The sequence below is a fragment of the Shewanella seohaensis genome, assembly GCF_023283775.1.
GTDB classification, from domain to species: Bacteria; Pseudomonadota; Gammaproteobacteria; order Enterobacterales; family Shewanellaceae; genus Shewanella; species Shewanella seohaensis.
On the sequence record NZ_JAKILE010000002.1, the window covers coordinates 223,299 to 239,119 of the forward strand.

The 15,821-nt window shown below is 48.1% G+C and carries 12 protein-coding genes and 9 tRNA genes; 18 read left to right on the forward strand and 3 right to left on the reverse strand.

The window, feature by feature from the left end:
- The first annotated feature begins 151 nt into the window (after window positions 1-151).
- From ybgC to L2713_RS03220, 17 genes are all read left to right on the forward strand, one after another.
- Window positions 152-553 (forward strand): tol-pal system-associated acyl-CoA thioesterase, encoded by a 402-nt coding sequence (ybgC, locus tag L2713_RS03140; protein ID WP_011626519.1) that lies wholly within the window; start codon window positions 152-154, stop codon window positions 551-553.
- A complete protein-coding gene (tolQ, locus tag L2713_RS03145) occupies window positions 543-1,229 on the forward strand; it encodes a protein TolQ (protein ID WP_011623131.1) in 687 nt (228 codons plus the stop codon). Before ybgC ends, tolQ begins: the two co-directional genes overlap by 11 nt.
- Entirely contained in the window at window positions 1,229-1,663 is a 435-nt protein-coding gene (gene tolR / locus L2713_RS03150; RefSeq protein WP_011623130.1) for a protein TolR, read from the forward strand. Before tolQ ends, tolR begins: the two co-directional genes overlap by 1 nt.
- Window positions 1,664-2,686 (forward strand): cell envelope integrity protein TolA, encoded by a 1,023-nt coding sequence (gene tolA / locus L2713_RS03155; RefSeq protein ID WP_011717445.1) that lies wholly within the window; start codon window positions 1,664-1,666, stop codon window positions 2,684-2,686.
- Between the two features lie 9 nt (window positions 2,687-2,695).
- The gene (gene tolB / locus L2713_RS03160; protein WP_011717444.1) at window positions 2,696-4,024 is read left to right on the forward strand and encodes a Tol-Pal system beta propeller repeat protein TolB; all 1,329 of its coding nucleotides are present in this window, start codon (window positions 2,696-2,698) and stop codon (window positions 4,022-4,024) included.
- A gap of 46 nt (window positions 4,025-4,070) precedes the next feature.
- The gene (gene pal, locus L2713_RS03165) at window positions 4,071-4,607 is read left to right on the forward strand and encodes a peptidoglycan-associated lipoprotein Pal (protein WP_055648392.1); all 537 of its coding nucleotides are present in this window, start codon (window positions 4,071-4,073) and stop codon (window positions 4,605-4,607) included.
- Window positions 4,608-4,631: 24 nt separating this feature from the next.
- A complete protein-coding gene (ybgF, locus tag L2713_RS03170; protein ID WP_089067564.1) occupies window positions 4,632-5,384 on the forward strand; it encodes a tol-pal system protein YbgF in 753 nt (250 codons plus the stop codon).
- Window positions 5,385-5,526: 142 nt separating this feature from the next.
- Window positions 5,527-5,602, forward strand: a tRNA-Lys gene (locus tag L2713_RS03175).
- A 54-nt stretch (window positions 5,603-5,656) separates the two neighbouring features.
- A tRNA-Lys gene (locus tag L2713_RS03180) sits at window positions 5,657-5,732 on the forward strand.
- 36 nt (window positions 5,733-5,768) lie between these two features.
- A tRNA-Lys gene (locus tag L2713_RS03185) sits at window positions 5,769-5,844 on the forward strand.
- A 35-nt stretch (window positions 5,845-5,879) separates the two neighbouring features.
- Window positions 5,880-5,955 (forward strand) — tRNA-Lys (locus L2713_RS03190).
- 36 nt (window positions 5,956-5,991) lie between these two features.
- Window positions 5,992-6,082, forward strand: a tRNA-Lys gene (locus L2713_RS03195).
- A 36-nt stretch (window positions 6,083-6,118) separates the two neighbouring features.
- Window positions 6,119-6,194: transfer RNA gene (locus tag L2713_RS03200), tRNA-Lys, on the forward strand.
- A gap of 37 nt (window positions 6,195-6,231) precedes the next feature.
- Window positions 6,232-6,322: transfer RNA gene (locus L2713_RS03205), tRNA-Lys, on the forward strand.
- A 35-nt stretch (window positions 6,323-6,357) separates the two neighbouring features.
- Window positions 6,358-6,433 (forward strand) — tRNA-Lys (locus tag L2713_RS03210).
- A gap of 35 nt (window positions 6,434-6,468) precedes the next feature.
- A tRNA-Lys gene (locus L2713_RS03215) sits at window positions 6,469-6,544 on the forward strand.
- 167 nt (window positions 6,545-6,711) lie between these two features.
- Window positions 6,712-7,875: a DcaP family trimeric outer membrane transporter gene (locus L2713_RS03220; protein WP_248966908.1), complete on the forward strand. Its 1,164-nt coding sequence runs from the start codon at window positions 6,712-6,714 to the stop codon at window positions 7,873-7,875.
- Window positions 7,876-7,933: 58 nt separating this feature from the next.
- On the opposite strand, the gene L2713_RS03225 is transcribed toward L2713_RS03220, so the two are convergent.
- The 3 genes from L2713_RS03225 to acs all read right to left on the reverse strand — a co-directional run bounded on the left by L2713_RS03225 (window position 7,934) and on the right by acs (window position 12,206).
- On the reverse strand, window positions 7,934-8,194 hold the full coding sequence (locus L2713_RS03225) for a GrxA family glutaredoxin (RefSeq protein ID WP_011072684.1): 261 nt from the start codon (window positions 8,192-8,194) through the stop codon (window positions 7,934-7,936).
- 60 nt (window positions 8,195-8,254) lie between these two features.
- Window positions 8,255-10,027, reverse strand: coding sequence for a DNA repair helicase RadD (gene radD, locus L2713_RS03230; RefSeq protein ID WP_248966909.1), 1,773 nt, complete (start codon window positions 10,025-10,027; stop codon window positions 8,255-8,257).
- A 226-nt stretch (window positions 10,028-10,253) separates the two neighbouring features.
- Complete coding sequence (acs, locus tag L2713_RS03235; RefSeq protein WP_086902146.1) at window positions 10,254-12,206, reverse strand: acetate--CoA ligase; 1,953 nt, start codon at window positions 12,204-12,206, stop codon at window positions 10,254-10,256.
- Window positions 12,207-12,381: 175 nt separating this feature from the next.
- Here acs and L2713_RS03240 point away from each other — a divergent pair, with 175 nt between their 5' ends.
- Window positions 12,382-15,819 (forward strand): hybrid sensor histidine kinase/response regulator, encoded by a 3,438-nt coding sequence (locus L2713_RS03240; RefSeq protein WP_248966910.1) that lies wholly within the window; start codon window positions 12,382-12,384, stop codon window positions 15,817-15,819.
- The last annotated feature ends 2 nt before the right edge of the window (window positions 15,820-15,821 follow it).

Genomic DNA, 15,821 nt, shown 5'->3' on the forward strand with positions numbered 1-15,821 from the left:
GGGGTCGTTTGACCCCATTGTTATTTACAAATCCCTCAATTGCGCTGAAACCCGCGCTATCCCTATCTATATCTTCGTCGGGTCATTCACAAGTCTTGTTTCCCTAGGTATAGTAAGCGTCAATTTTTCAACCAAAATTTGCTGATTTCAAATGACGTTTAATTGGCCCATTTCAGTCTATTACGAAGACACCGACGCAGGCGGCGTTGTCTATCATTCGAACTATCTCAATTTTTTTGAGCGGGCGCGAACCGAGTGGTTAAGAGCCTTAGGCGTAAGCCAGACTGCACTGTTAGCCGATGATACGGCGTTTGTGGTTAAGCGGGCGGAATTAGATTTTAAAAAAGCCGCGCGTTTTGAACAGAACCTTATTGTAGAAACTAAGGTCATAGAGTTGAAAAAGGCCTCGTTGGTATTTCATCAACGTTTGGTTGATCATCAGGGAGACTGTTATTGTGAAGGTACAGTGCTAGTGGCCTGTGTTGCCTTATCACGAATGCGTCCCCGAGCTATTCCCTTAAATATTGTGCAGGAGTTTGACAGTGCAAGCTGATATGTCGATTGTTGGGTTATTTTTACAAGCCAGTTTATTAGTGAAATTTGTGATGTTCACTTTACTTTGCTTGTCTGTAATGTCTTGGACGGTGATTTTACAACGCCGTAGCTTATTGACATCTGCAAAAAGTAAATCGGCAAAATTTGAAGATAAATTTTGGTCAGGCGTTGATTTAAATCGTCTGTATAAAGAATTATCGGCTCGTCCAGATAATACTGGCTTAGAGTCATTATTTGTGACGGGTTTTAAAGAATATTCACGTCTAAATAAATTAAATAACAAAGTGCCCGATGCAGTGATGGATGGGACTTCACGTGCCATGCGCGTCACCTTATCCCGTGAATTAGAAAAGTTAGAAGCCAACTTACCTTTATTGGCAACTATTGGTTCGACTAGCCCTTATATCGGTTTGTTTGGTACGGTATGGGGTATTATGAATTCATTTATCGCTATCGGCTCAATGGAAAACGCGACGCTTGCCATGGTGGCGCCAGGTATTGCAGAAGCACTGATCGCAACCGCAATGGGTCTGTTTGCGGCCATTCCAGCAGTTATCGCTTATAACCGTTTTGCGACTCAAGTTGAAAAGCTGGAAATCGGTTACGCTAACTTTATGGAAGAGTTTTCTAGCATCCTGCATCGCCAAGCATACAGTGAGAAGGAAGGCGTATAATGCAAGTCGGTTATCAGCGTAAACGTCGTCGCCCCGTTGCCGAAATCAACGTGGTGCCTTATATCGACGTCATGCTCGTGCTGCTGATTATTTTCATGGTAACAGCGCCGATTGTGACCCAAGGGGTGAAAGTGGAGCTGCCTCAAGGGGCGGCCGAAGTTCTGCCAGCGGACAGTAAGCCGCCAGTGGTCGCGTCTATCGATGCCGACGGGGCTTATTTCCTCAATCAGGGCGGTTCTAATAACGAAGAGATGGAATTGGATGAGTTAGCCACCGCCGTCGCGGCGATCATGGTGACAGAGCCTGAACGCCCAGTGGTGGTGAAAGCCGATAGAAATATTCCTTACGATAACGTGATCCAATTGATGGTGACCCTGCAGCAGGCAGGCGTTCCCTCAGTCGGTTTGATGACGGATTCACCCAAGGAGAAATAGGTGGCGGATAATTCAAATGTTGCATTACCTCTGTCAATTTCAGCAGGTATTCATATTGGCGTGATAATTATTCTGGCCATTGGCATAGATTTCACCCATAAACCTGAACCTGTGCAACAAGTTAGCGCCCCTGCAGTAAAAGCTGTTATGGTTGATCAGCAAAAAGTGGCTAATCAAGTTGAAAAGCTTAAGCAGGAAAAGCGCGATGCTGAGCGCCGCGAACGTGAGCGCCAAGCCGAACTTGAACGCAAAGCACAGGAAGCAAAGCAAGCCCGTGAGCGTGAACAAGCACAGTTGAAGAAACTGGCGGAAGAACGTAAGCAGCAAGAAATTGAGACCCAAAAGGCCAATGATGCCGCGAAAGCCGCGCAGGTGAAGCAGCAACAGGAAAAGGAAAAAGCGCAGAAAGCTGAAGCCGACCGCAAGCAGAAGGAGCAAGAACGTAAACTTGCTGAAGATGCAGCTCAAAAAGCGGCGGAAAAACGCAAAGTAGAAGAGGCCGCAGCCGCGAAAGCCGAGGCAGACCGTAAGCAGAAGGAAGCCGAAGCCAAGGCGAAAGCAGAGGCAGACGCTAAGGCCAAAGCGGAGGCAAAAGCCAAGGCCGATGCTGAAGCGAAAGCAAAAGCCGAAGCTAAGGCAAAAGCGGATGCAGAAGCTAAAGCGCGCGCCCAGCAAGAGCAGGAAATGGCCGATGCGTTAGCCGCCGAACAGGCTGCATTATCGCAAACCATGAATAAGCAAATGCAGACGGAAGTGGGTAAATACACCGCGATGATTAAATCGACGATTCAACGCAACCTGGTGGTTGACGAGTCGATGCGTGGTAAAACCTGTACTGTTTCTGTGCGTTTAGCCAATGATGGTTTTGTGATCAGTAGTCAGACACAGGGTGGCGATCCTAACGTGTGTCGTGCAGCAAAAGCGGCGATTTTAAAAGCGGGCAAGTTACCAGTGTCTCCGGACCCTGCGGTTTATAACTTGATGAAAGAAATTAACTTAATCGTTGAACCAACGTTTAATTAAAGGAGTCCCATGAAAATTTTGGCAAAATGGTTAGCATTGGCGGTTCTGCTTTGCACTATGCCGGCAAAAGCGGCGCTGGATATTGTGATCACTGAGGGTGTGGATGCGGCGCGTCCAATCGCAGTGATGCCATTCCAATGGCAAGGAGCGGGTGCGCCACCTCAGGCGATCGCCGATGTGGTGATGTCTGATTTAATACGTAGCGGTACCTTCAAACCATTAGATGAATTAGGGTTACCACAACGTGGTATCGGTGCTTTAGCCCAGTTTGACGCGAGTGCGTGGGCCAATGTGGGTGCTGAAGCCGTTGTTGTGGGTTCGGTAAAACCCTATGGCACAGATCAGTTTTTGGTGAGCTTTGACCTTATCGATTTGGTTAAGGCGCAAAACCAAGCGCTAAAAGGGCCTACCAGTGCGACAGAATTTTTGATGGATAGTCGCCAAACGGTGATTTCTGCGGCGCAGTTCCGTCAATATGGCCACCGTATCAGCGATATCGTCTATGAGAAACTGACAGGTATTCGTGGTGCTTTCTTAACCCGTATTTCCTACGTGGTGGTTAACCATACCCAGAAAGCGGCTTATTCACTGATGATCGCCGACTATGACGGTTACAACGAGCAGATGTTACTGCGCTCTCCAGAGCCGCTGATGTCTCCTTCTTGGTCACCCGATGGCCGTCGTTTAGCTTATGTGAGCTTTGAAAACAAAAAGGCTGAGATTTTTGTTCAGGATCTTTACACCCAAGTACGTACTAAGGTGAGTAGCTTCCCTGGCATTAACGGTGCACCGACATTCTCGCCCGATGGTAAATCCTTAGCAGTGACCCTCTCAAAGGATGGTCAACCTGAGATTTACGTTATCGATATCGCCACTAAAGCAGCAAAACGTATTACCAACCACTATTCCATCGATACTGAGCCATCTTGGTATCCCGATGGCAAGTCATTGTTGTTTACCTCCGAGCGCGGTGGTAGACCACAGTTATATCGTGTAGATTTAAATTCAGGCAAAGTGACCCGTGAAACCTTTGAAGGTGAATGGAATTTAGGTGGTTCAATTACCCCTGATGGTCGCAGCATGATTTTTGTGAATCGCACAAACGGTAAATTTAATATTGCACGTATGGATTTAAGTACGCGCTTTATGCAGGTGCTGACATCGACACGTTTGGACGAATCTCCAAGTGTGGCCCCTAATGGTACTATGGTGATTTATGGCACTACGTATCAAGGCAAGCAAGTTTTAGCAGCTGTTTCTACGGACGGACGCTTTAAAGCGAGATTACCGGTAGGTCAGGGCGAGGTGAAATCACCTTCTTGGTCTCCGTTTCTCTAATGTATTAGCTAGATTTATTCACATTTAATTTTATAAGGAACAGATAATGGATCTGAACAAGTTGTTAAAAGCTATGTTGGTAGCACTTCCAATTATGGCTATTAGTGCGTGTAGCTCAACTTCTGAATCAGAAACTGATGCAATGGGCTCTACAAACGGTTCTGGTAGCGAACTGAATGGTGGTGGCGTTCAAACTGGCGGTATTGGTGGAATGTTGTCACCTGAAGAGCAACAACGTCAGCAACTCGAGCAGTTGAGAAAAGAACACATCATTTACTTCGACTTCGACCGCAGTGAAGTTCAAACTGAATATGCCGCTGTACTCGAAGCACACGGTACTTATTTAGTTGAGCACCCAAGCGTACGCGTATTGATTGAAGGTCATGCCGACGAGCGTGGCACACCAGAATACAACATCGCACTGGGTGAGCGTCGTGCTAAAGCTGTTGCTAAATACTTACAAGGCATGGGTGTACAACCTAGCCAAATGAGCATCGTAAGCTATGGCGAAGAGAAGCCACTTGACTTCACTCGTACCGATGAAGGTTTTGCTAAAAACCGTCGTGCAGTTTTAGTTTACTAAGATTGAATTACGGAGAGTAACTAGATGAAACGTGCCGTCTTAATTACGGCAATGTTCTTCGGAGCAGGAGCTGCAGTGGCAGCTCCTGCTCCTGTTGAAGATATTGCTGGTGGTTCAGGTGATGACAGACTTGCTCGTTTAGAGCGCATTGTAAAATCGAGACAACAAAGCGAAATTGATATGCAGCGCCGTCTGGATACTTTGCAGCAAGAAGTTCTCGACTTACGTGGTTTGACCGAACAACAGAATTATCAAATAGAGCAGATGCAACAACGTCAGCGTCAGCTTTACGATGAAATTGCCAATTTATCCTCCAAAGCCGCTGCCGCGCCAGCAGCTTCTACTCCTGCAACGCCCGCTGCTGCCGCAGCAAGTGCCAATGCCGCCGCCAGTAGCTTAAGTGAAACGGCCAGCTACGAAGGTGCGGTGAACTTAGTGCTGAAAGAGCGCAAGTATGACGATGCTATCCCAGCGTTTCGCGCCTTCATTAAACAGTATCCGGATTCAGTTTATGCTGCCAATGCCAACTATTGGTTAGGACAGTTACTGTTTAACAAGAGTGAATTTGCTGAAGCCAAACAAGCCTTCAATACCGTCGTGACCCGTTTTAGTGATTCCAACAAACGTGGTGACAGTCTAGTGAAGCTTGGCATGATCGCAGAGAAAACCGGTGATAAAGCCGGTGCGACTCAATACTACCAACAAGTAGTAAAAGACTACGCCAACAGCGCTGCAGCACGCATTGCTCAACAACAATTGGCTGCAATTAAAGCATAATTAACTAAAAAACATACTCTTAGTCTGTTTTTCATGCAAACGACAAAAAATTGGGAATTTACGCTTGCATGGGAAAATGAAAAAGGTATTATAGGCGCCCTCGGAACGGCGAGGTCGTTCGGGGCGCAAAATACCAGTAAATGGGTCGTTAGCTCAGTCGGTAGAGCAGTTGGCTTTTAACCAATTGGTCGAAGGTTCGAATCCTTCACGACCCACCACTTACTCTAGTAAATAGAATAAGTTAGCGGTATTTAAAGTGTTGTAAATAAGATGGGTCGTTAGCTCAGTCGGTAGAGCAGTTGGCTTTTAACCAATTGGTCGAAGGTTCGAATCCTTCACGACCCACCACTTTTCTGGAAGTGTAAAACTCAGAGTCCAATAGATGGGTCGTTAGCTCAGTCGGTAGAGCAGTTGGCTTTTAACCAATTGGTCGAAGGTTCGAATCCTTCACGACCCACCACTTTTCTGGAAGTGTAAAATTCAGAGTCCTTAGATGGGTCGTTAGCTCAGTCGGTAGAGCAGTTGGCTTTTAACCAATTGGTCGAAGGTTCGAATCCTTCACGACCCACCACTTTTCTGAAAGTGTAAAACTCAGAGTTAAATAGATGAGTCGTTAGCTCAGTCGCTTATTTTATAAAGCTAGGGCAGTTGGCTTTTAACCAATCAGTCGAATGGTTTCAATCCTTAACGATTCACCACTTTACTGAAAGTGTATAAATCAGTGCAAAACATATGGGTCGTTAGCTCAGTCGGTAGAGCAGTTGGCTTTTAACCAATTGGTCGAAGGTTCGAATCCTTCACGACCCACCACTTTACTGAAAGTGAATAAATCAGTGCCCAAATAGATGGGTCGTTAGCTCAGTCGCTTTTTTTATAAAGCTAGGGCAGTTGGCTTTTAACCAATCAGTCGAATGGTTTAAATCCTTAACGATTCGCCACTTTTCTGAAAGTGTAAAATTCAGAGTCCTTAGATGGGTCGTTAGCTCAGTCGGTAGAGCAGTTGGCTTTTAACCAATTGGTCGAAGGTTCGAATCCTTCACGACCCACCACTTTTCTGGAAGTGTAAAATTCAGAGTCCTTAAATGGGTCGTTAGCTCAGTCGGTAGAGCAGTTGGCTTTTAACCAATTGGTCGAAGGTTCGAATCCTTCACGACCCACCACTCTTAAATTCCCTAGTAAACTCTTCCTCAGCTTGTAATCACAAAGCATTTTCGCTTTATTTTTAGCATTTTCTACTTTTGTCTCATAGACTTATTGCCAATGTTGCTCGCTTGTTAAATTGTCCATATTGGCTGCGGACAAATAATAACAACTGGGGAAACATAAAATGAAACAAGCAAAACTTAGCTTGCTTTACTCTGCAACCTTATTGGCATTTATGGGCTCTGCCAATGCGGCTTCTTTAAAAAATACTGACGTTGAATTTGGTGGCTATATCAAGGCTGACGTAATGTTCAGCGATTATGGCAATGGGGCGCCTGATTCAGGGGATTTATCCCGTCAGTTTTATGTACCAGGTACCATCTACGGCAAAGAAGGCAATGGTAACCAAGTGGTGGATTTCCAAGCCCGTGAGACGCGATTCAATTTTAAGGCGGCAACGGATCTTGATGGTCATAGCCTATCGGGCTTTATTGAGCTGGATTTTATGACCCACACAGATGGCAATGAACGGGTGTCTAACAGCTATTCACCACGTATCCGCCATGCCTATGTGTCCTATGATAATTGGACCGTAGGTCAAACCTGGACCACATTCCAAAACCCTGCTGCCTTGCCTGAAAACCTCGACTTTGTGGGTGCCGCAGATGGTACACCCTTTGTGCGCCAATCGTTACTGCGTTATACCCATGGTAATTTCCAATTTGCGATAGAAAACCCTGAAACAACGGTAACACCGAACCAAGGTGGTGCACGCATCACCAGTGGTAATGGTGTCGTGCCTGATGTAGTGGCTAGATATAATCTCAAGACGGATGGCGGCGCTTCATTCTCGTTTGCAGGTATTGCTCGGCAACTCAATTTAGAGACCAAAATTGGTGCGACTCAAATCGATAGTTCGAGCTTCGGTTACGGCGCCAGTGTGGCGGGGATTATTCCCATTGGGAAAGATGATCTGCGCTTTACCGCAAGCTATGGCGACGGTTTAGGGCGTTATATGGCACTTAATTACATTAATGCGGGCGTGTTAGATGCGAGCGGTGATATTGAATCCATTCGTACCTTCGGCGGCTTTGTGTCTTACCGTCATTGGTGGAACGAACAGTGGCGCACCAGTGTGACATTCTCTGGCATGCAAGCAGATAATGATGTGGCCTTAACGGGCACAGGGGTGAATAAGGATGCTTATTCTGGCTATATCAACCTGTTGTATTCCCCTAGCAAACCACTGACCTTTGGGGTGGAATATATGTACGCCCAGAATAGTAAAGAGAATGGTGATGATGGTGATTTAAGCCGGATCATCTTCTCGGCGAAGTATGTGCTCTAAGGTTTTATAGAGATAAATAAAAAGGAGACCTCAGGTCTCCTTTTACATCACATTAGGATTAACCTAACAGATTGTTATCGCGAACATATTGTTCGAAATCGGTGCAACCACCTACGTGTTTTTCATCAACGAAAATCTGTGGCACAGTTTCGACTGGCTTGCCGACAGTCTTCTCGAGATCCGCTTTAGAAATCCCTTCGGCGTGGATATCCACGTATCTAAATTTAAAGTCATCACGTTTTTCAACGAGTTGCTCTGACAGTTGTACTGCTCGCACGCAATAAGGACAGCCAGGACGGCCAAAAATAACAACGTACATAATAGCTCCTTAGGATTACTTTAAGCGTTTTATACCATAGCGCTAACCGAATTGATAATGTCAGATGTGTTTATTTTCAGTTTGATAGCGCCCTTGGTAATCGAAATAGCTTTCGAGCAGATCCCAGCCTTTTTTATGCTTTTTCAGCAGTAACAGATCTGGCATCCGAAAGGCGGCACTATCGGCAATCAGCTCAGACACTTTTTTGTATTGCTTAGGTTTTAGGCCCGGCGTGCGACTATGGGGGGAAATAAATAGCGCATACAAGGCACGCCATTGGGCGGGCGTTTGCAGTTTAAAGCGTCGATTAAACTCGTTTCCTTCTATGTCCAGATATTGCACCTTAAGATCGCCAGCATCATCCATTAACGTCATATGCTGGCAGCGGTACAGATGATGGTGTTGCTTATTCAATACTTGCTTAAGGCGTTTATCGGGGTCGATTAAGGTCGACTGGCAATGCTGGCAAATACGCGCTGCTATGTCGTTCTCTTGTCCGCAATCGGGACAGGATTTAGATCTAAATCGAAAGTCACATTGCTGCTTTTGTCCATGATGCTCGACTATGCCCTGACAGCGACGGCCAAAGTGTTCGATAATATCGCCATCATCGTCGGTTAATCCCCAAAAGATATTGGCAAACTGGCAGACAGGGCAGTGCACTTGTACCGGAACCGACTTGCTATTGGGCTTAGCTTGGCCGACTTCAGGAAAATACAAATCATAGCCATTGGCTGCGTAATCAATTACTAAACAATCTTTTTTACCTTCACAGATCCTAAGACCGCGGCCAATCATTTGCTGAAACAAACTCACCGATGCGGTGGGGCGTAAAATCGCAATCAAATCCACATGGGGCGCATCGAATCCGGTGGTCAATACCGCGACGTTGACAAGGAACTTAAGCTCCCTCGCTTTAAAGCGCTCGATAAGTTCATCACGTTCATTATCTGGCGTTTGCGCCGTGACGATTGCCGTTTGTTCGCCGTGCTCCTTGTTAAGCTGGCTGACAATTTCTTCAGCATGGCGTACTGTTGCCGCAAAAATAATGATCCCCTGGCGATGGTGACTCAGTTCAATCAGTTGCTTCACAATCGCCGTTGTCGCTCGTCCAGCGTGATTCAGCAGCGCATTGACTTGGGCCTCGAGATATTCGCCATTGTCATTGGGCTTGATTTGGCTGAAGTCATATTGGGCGCTTAAACCATCAAATAAAGTGGGCGCGGTTAAATAGCCTTGTTTAATCAGCGGACGGATGGGGAGCTCGAAAATACACTGCTCGAAGATCCCAAGTTCAGGCGAGCCGACTTTGCCGTGGTAGTGGCGTTTGTAAATCCAACCAGTCCCTAGCCGATAGGGAGTGGCCGTCAGGCCTAATAATTTGAGCTTGGGGTTACGCTCTTGTAAATGACTTAAGAGTTGCTTATATTGGCTGGTTTTTTCGAGGCTGACTCTGTGGCACTCATCGATAATCACTAACGAGAAGAGCTCATCGAATTGAGTTAAGGCGCGCGCGGCGGATTGGATACTGGCCACGACGGTTTTGCCGTCAGTCGATTTTTGATTTAACCCAGCGGAGTAAATGCTGGCCTCAGTCGTCAGTAATCCGACCTTTTGCGCGTTTTGGGCAACCAGTTCCTTCACATGGGTTAAAACCAGCACTCGTCCTCTGGCGATGCGGGCCAGCTCGGCAATAACGATACTTTTTCCGGCACCCGTTGGCAGGACTAACACGGCGGAATCGGTGCTTTTTTTAAAATGCGCGATGGCGGCATCGACGGCTTGTTGCTGATAATCCCTGAGGGTAACGCTTGGGCTGGAATTAACTGACACGCTGCTAGATATTCTTGGTCGACTGAGTTTGGCGCCAAGCTTAACACAGAACCAAAAAAATGCCCCTTGGTTGGAGGGGCAACTAAGAGAAAGGGGCAATCAGGCACTTTCTCAACAGGGTTTGCTTCATTTAAAGGAACCAGTACTCGACGGAGTCAGGTTCAAACGTACAGGAGCTAAAGCAGCGCTTAACCGTGATAAATCACGATTAAGCGCGGGATAACGATTACTCGTTACGATTCAAGCGAGTTTCAATCAAGGTCTCAATCACGGCTGGATCGGCCAGTGTTGATGCATCACCTAAGTTGGTCACTTCGTTCGCGGCAATCTTACGCAGGAAGCGGCGCATGATTTTGCCAGAACGGGTCTTAGGTAATCCTGTTGCCCACTGGATAAGATCCGGTGTGGCTAGGGCACCAATTTCTTTGCGAACCCATTGGCGCAGCTCTTGGCGAAGTTCTTCGCTTTCTTCTGTGCCGCGGGTTAAGGTCACATAGGCGTAAATACCTTGGCCTTTAATATCATGGGGATAGCCCACAACTGCGGCTTCAGCGACCAGTTCGTGTGATACCAGTGCACTTTCTACTTCAGCGGTACCTAATCTGTGGCCGGAGACGTTAATCACATCGTCCACACGGCCGGTGATCCAGTAGTAACCGTCTTCATCGCGGCGCGCGCCGTCACCGGTAAAGTACATGCCACGGAAGGTTTTGAAGTAGGTCAGTACGAAGCGTTCATGGTCGCCATATACGGTACGCATTTGACCTGGCCATGAGTCGAGCAGCACTAAGTTACCTTCGGTTGCGCCTTCTAAAATGTTACCCATGTTGTCCACTAGCGCCGGTTGTACCCCAAAGAAAGGGCGAGTTGCCGAGCCGGGTTTGGTATCGGTTGCGCCGGGTAATGGGGTAATTAAGATGCCGCCGGTTTCGGTTTGCCACCAGGTATCGACAATCGGGCAATGTTCATGGCCGATGACCTCGTGGTACCAGCGCCAAGCTTCAGGGTTGATAGGTTCACCCACTGAGCCCATGATGCGCAGCGAGCTGCCATCGTACTTGTCAAAATGCTGTTTACCTTCGGCCATCAGTGCACGGATAAGTGTCGGCGCGGTATAGAGAATATTCACCTTGTGACGGTCAATCATCTCGCCTAAACGCGCTGGGCTTGGGTAATTAGGGATCCCTTCGTGGATAAGCACGGTCGCACCGTTCGCCAGTGGGCCGTACACCATGTAGGAATGCCCCGTGATCCAACCCACGTCGGCGGTACACCAGTAAATCTCACCGGGTTTGTAGTCGAACACATACTCGTGGGTCATAGAGGCATACACCATATAACCGCCGGTGGTGTGTAATACGCCCTTGGGATTACCGGTTGAACCTGAGGTATAAAGTAAGAAGAGCGGATCTTCGGCGCCCATTTCTTCAATGGCGCAGTGCTCGGATGCGGTTTCAACCAGTGAGTGCCACCACACATCGCGGCCTTCTACCCAATCAACCTTGCCGCCAGTACGTTTAAGTACAATCACCTTCTCAACGCTGGTGACATCGGGATGCTTGAGCGCATCGTCGATGTTGCGCTTGAGTGGGATCGCGCGGCCACCACGCATACCTTCGTCGGCGGTGATAACCACTTTAGATTTACCGTCGATGACCCGTGAAGCGATAGAATCGGGTGAGAAACCACCAAAGACCACCGAGTGCACGGCACCGATGCGGGCACAGGCCAGCATAGCCACTGCCGCTTCTGGCACCATTGGCATATAAATGGTCACAATATCGCCACGACGCACGCCTTGGCTGCGTAGGGCGTTGGCAAACTTACACACTTGAGTGTGCAGCTCACCGTAGGTGATTTTACGTTGTTCGCTGGCGTTATCGCCTTCCCAAATGATGGCAACGCGGTCGCTGTGCTCTGCTAGATGGCGATCTAAGCAGTTGGCTGAGGCGTTTAGGGTGCCGTCGTAGAACCAGTTAATCGATAAGTTATGATCGTCAAAAGTGGTTTTTTTGATTTTAGTATATGGCTTTATCCAATCGATCCGTTTGCCGTGCTCTCTCCAGAAACCCTCTGGATTGACAATCGACTCTTGGTACATTTTTTTATATTGATCGTTATTTACAAGTGCATTGGCAGCGATATTGCCGGAGACTTTGTAGAGAGACTGCGAGCTCATAGGGCTTCCCTTTCTAAAAATTGCGTAGTCTGAGTATGGTATGCAAGGGGCTGGCAACTCCATTAGACCTTGGTCTAGTTTTAAAATTTCCTTTATATTTAGGCTGTTGCACTCGAAAATCTGGCTAGATTTCAGCCATTATTTATCGCACAATAATGGAAAAAAGAGCAAAAATATGAATCTAACCTTAGTCGTCGCCGTTATTGCTATTTGTTATGTCTCACTTTTATTCCTTTTAGCCTGGGGCGCGGAGCGTTGGTTTAGCGGCGTGACCAAGAAGCTGCAGGTCGGCATTTATGGCTTAAGTCTGGCGGTTTATTGTTCTTCCTGGAGCTTTTTAGGCACAGTAGGGCAGTCGGCTAATGATTTTTGGTCCTTCATCCCGATTTTTATCGGTCCTATTATTATTTTCACCCTAGGTTTTGGCATGCTGCGCAAGATGGTCCTCGTGTCCAAGGCGCAAAATATTACCTCGGTCGCCGACTTTATCGCCGCCCGTTACGGTAAGTCACAAACCTTAGCGGCCATTGTTACCCTCATCGCGCTATTTGGCATCATGCCTTACATTGCCCTGCAACTTAAGGCGATGGTGTTTAGCCTTAACTTGTTTCAGCCAGCAGACGATCCTTTAAACGGCATTACTATTCCTTTACTTATCACAGCGTTGCTTGCGATTTTTGCCATTCTATTTGGAACGCGTAAGCTCGACGCCACCGAGCATAACCCCGGCATGATGCTGGCGATTGCCTTTGAATCGTTAGTCAAACTGGCGGCGTTTTTGTTGGTGGGGATTGTGATTAGCTTTGGGGTGTTCGACGGTTTTGGTGATATCTGGCAGCAGGCGAGCGAAAAAGCATTAATTAATTACCCAAATCCGCGAATCGAAGCCTTAATGCCTGAGCTGCTCGTCGGCATGGCGGCGTTTTTATGTATGCCGCGGCAATTCCACGTGATGGTGGTGGAGTGTGCCGATGAGTCGGTGTTGTCTAAGGGGCGCTGGTTATTCCCGCTGTATTTGGCCTTATTTGGCTTATTCGTTGGGCCACTGGCTTTGGCGGGTAAAGTGATCCTCGGTGATAGCGTTGCCGCCGATACTTATGTGATCAATTTACCGCTTGCCTTAGATCATCCACTGCTCGCTGTGATCGCACTGTTAGGCACTTTATCTGCGGCAACCGGCATGGTGATTGTGGCGGTAGTGACGATAAGCGTGATGGTGAGTAACGAGTGGCTGGTGCCAGTCATGCTGCGCACGGGCAATATCCGTGAGAAAAATTTCAGCCAGTTTTCGCAGATGCTGTTAAATGCGCGCCGCCTTGCCATCGTCATTATCCTTGGCTTGGGTTATGGCAGTTATCTGGCGCTTGCCGACAGTGACTCGCTATCGCACCTTGGGATGTTATCCTTCGGGGCGTTTGCCCAATTAGCGCCAGCGCTCGTGGGGGGACTCTATTGGAAACACGGTAATCGTGCCGGGGTGTTTTTAGGCTTGAGTGTGGGTTTTGGCCTGTGGTTTTACATCATGCTAAGCGGCATGAACGATGGCCAAAATGTGGCGACCTTATTGTCGAGTAATATCGATCTGTTAGATGCCATTACCCCCAATGTGCGCGATGCCCTCACAGCCTTGTTCGCCAATATTGCCTGCTATATCTTAGGCTCGATTTGGTTTAGGGCAGGGGTTGCTGAGCGTATTCAGGCTAGCGCTTTTGTCAGCCCGGGTAAGCTTAAAAATAATGCCAATAAGAAAAATGGCCCCATCTCTCAGCAGGATCTGCTGATCTTAGCCAGCCGCTTTGTTAGCCCTACCCGCGCCTATGAAAGCTTTAGCCGATTCTCCACCGAGGCGGTTAAGAGTGATAGCTGGCACAAGGCTGCGACACCTGAGCTTATCGCCCACACCGAACGTTTACTCGCCGGTGTGCTTGGCGCTTCCAGTGCCTCCTTGGTGATGGACTCGGTGTTACAGGGGCGCGACTTGGCCCTAGATGAAGTCTTTAGCCTAGTGGATGAAGCCTCATCCAAAATCATGCTCAGCCAAGATATGCTGCGCGGGGCTATCGAGCATGCCTATGAAGGGATGAGCGTTATCGACAGCGATCTCAACTTGGTGGCATGGAACTACAAATACGTCGAGCTGTATCAATATCCGGAAGGATTTTTACAACAAGGCATGCCGATTGGCGAAGTGATTCGTTTTAACGCGGCGCGGGGATATTGCGGCGTGGGGGATATTGAGTCGCAGGTCGAAAAACGCGTGCAGCATATGCGCAATGGCACGCCGCACACCTCAGAGCGGCAACGTAAAGACGGCAAAGTGATTAAAATTCAAGGTAATCCTATGCCTGATGGCGGCTTTGTGATGACCTTTACCGACATTACTCAGTATCGTGAGCAAGAGCGGGCTTTGCTTGAGGCCAATGAAACCCTCGAATCGCGCGTCAAAGAGCGTACCTACGAGTTAGCCATGCTAAACAGTGAGTTACTTGAGGCCAAGGCGCAGGAAGAAATGGCGAACGCTTCTAAGAGTCGTTTCTTAGCGGCGGTAGGGCACGACTTAATGCAACCACTGAATGCGGCGAGATTGTTTACCGCATCTTTGTCCCAGTATCCTAATTTGGATCGTGAGGCGCGCACCACCTTATCCCATGTGAATAGCTCGCTCAAAACCGCTGGCGAGTTACTCACCGACTTATTGGATATTTCTAAGCTCGATTCCGGCATGGTGGACGTCAATCGCCGCGATTTTGCCATATCCGAGCTGCTTAATGGTCTGTCGGTCGAATTTGAGGCGATGGCGGCGGACAATCAAATTCGCTTTAAGATGATCCCCTGTAGCGCTACAGTTAACTCCGATCCTTCGCTACTGCGGCGCGTGTTGCAAAACTTCTTAACCAATGCTTACCGCTATGCCCGCGGTGGACGGGTGCTGTTTGGCTGTCGCCATCGCGGCAGTGAATTAGAGATCCAAGTATTGGACACGGGCTGCGGGATTGATGAGCACGAAACCCGTGAAATTTTCAAAGAGTTTAAGCGCTTAAATAACCCTCGTAGTAAAAGTGTCAGCGGCCTCGGCCTAGGGCTGGCGATTGCCGATAGGATCAGCCGGGTGCTGAATCACGGGATCCAAGTGTCGTCGCAATTGGGACGAGGTTCAGTGTTTTCTATCTGCGTGCCCCTAGGGGAAACCGTGCGTCAGCCGCAGGTGAAGGCATTGCCATCTCTATTGCAACCTTTGTCAGGGATTAAAGTCCTGTGTATCGACAACGAAGAAGCCATTTTAGCGGGGCTTGAGAGTCTACTCAGCCGCTGGCAGTGCGAGGTGATATGCGCCAAAGACTTGTCCGATGCGCGCATAAAATTAGGCCTGAAAGGGGTGGCGCCAGACATAGTGTTAGCGGATTTCCACTTGGACGATGGCCAAAACGGCGTCGATGCGATGGACGGGATCCGCGCGCTCTATGGCAAAGAGTTACCGGGGATTTTAATCACCGCCAATACTCGTAAAGAGTTGGTGGAGGATGTGCAGCGCCGGGGTTATCACTATATGGCGAAAATGATTAAACCGGCGGCGCTGCGGGCCTTGATCTCAAGCCTTGTCAAAAAGGCTTAATG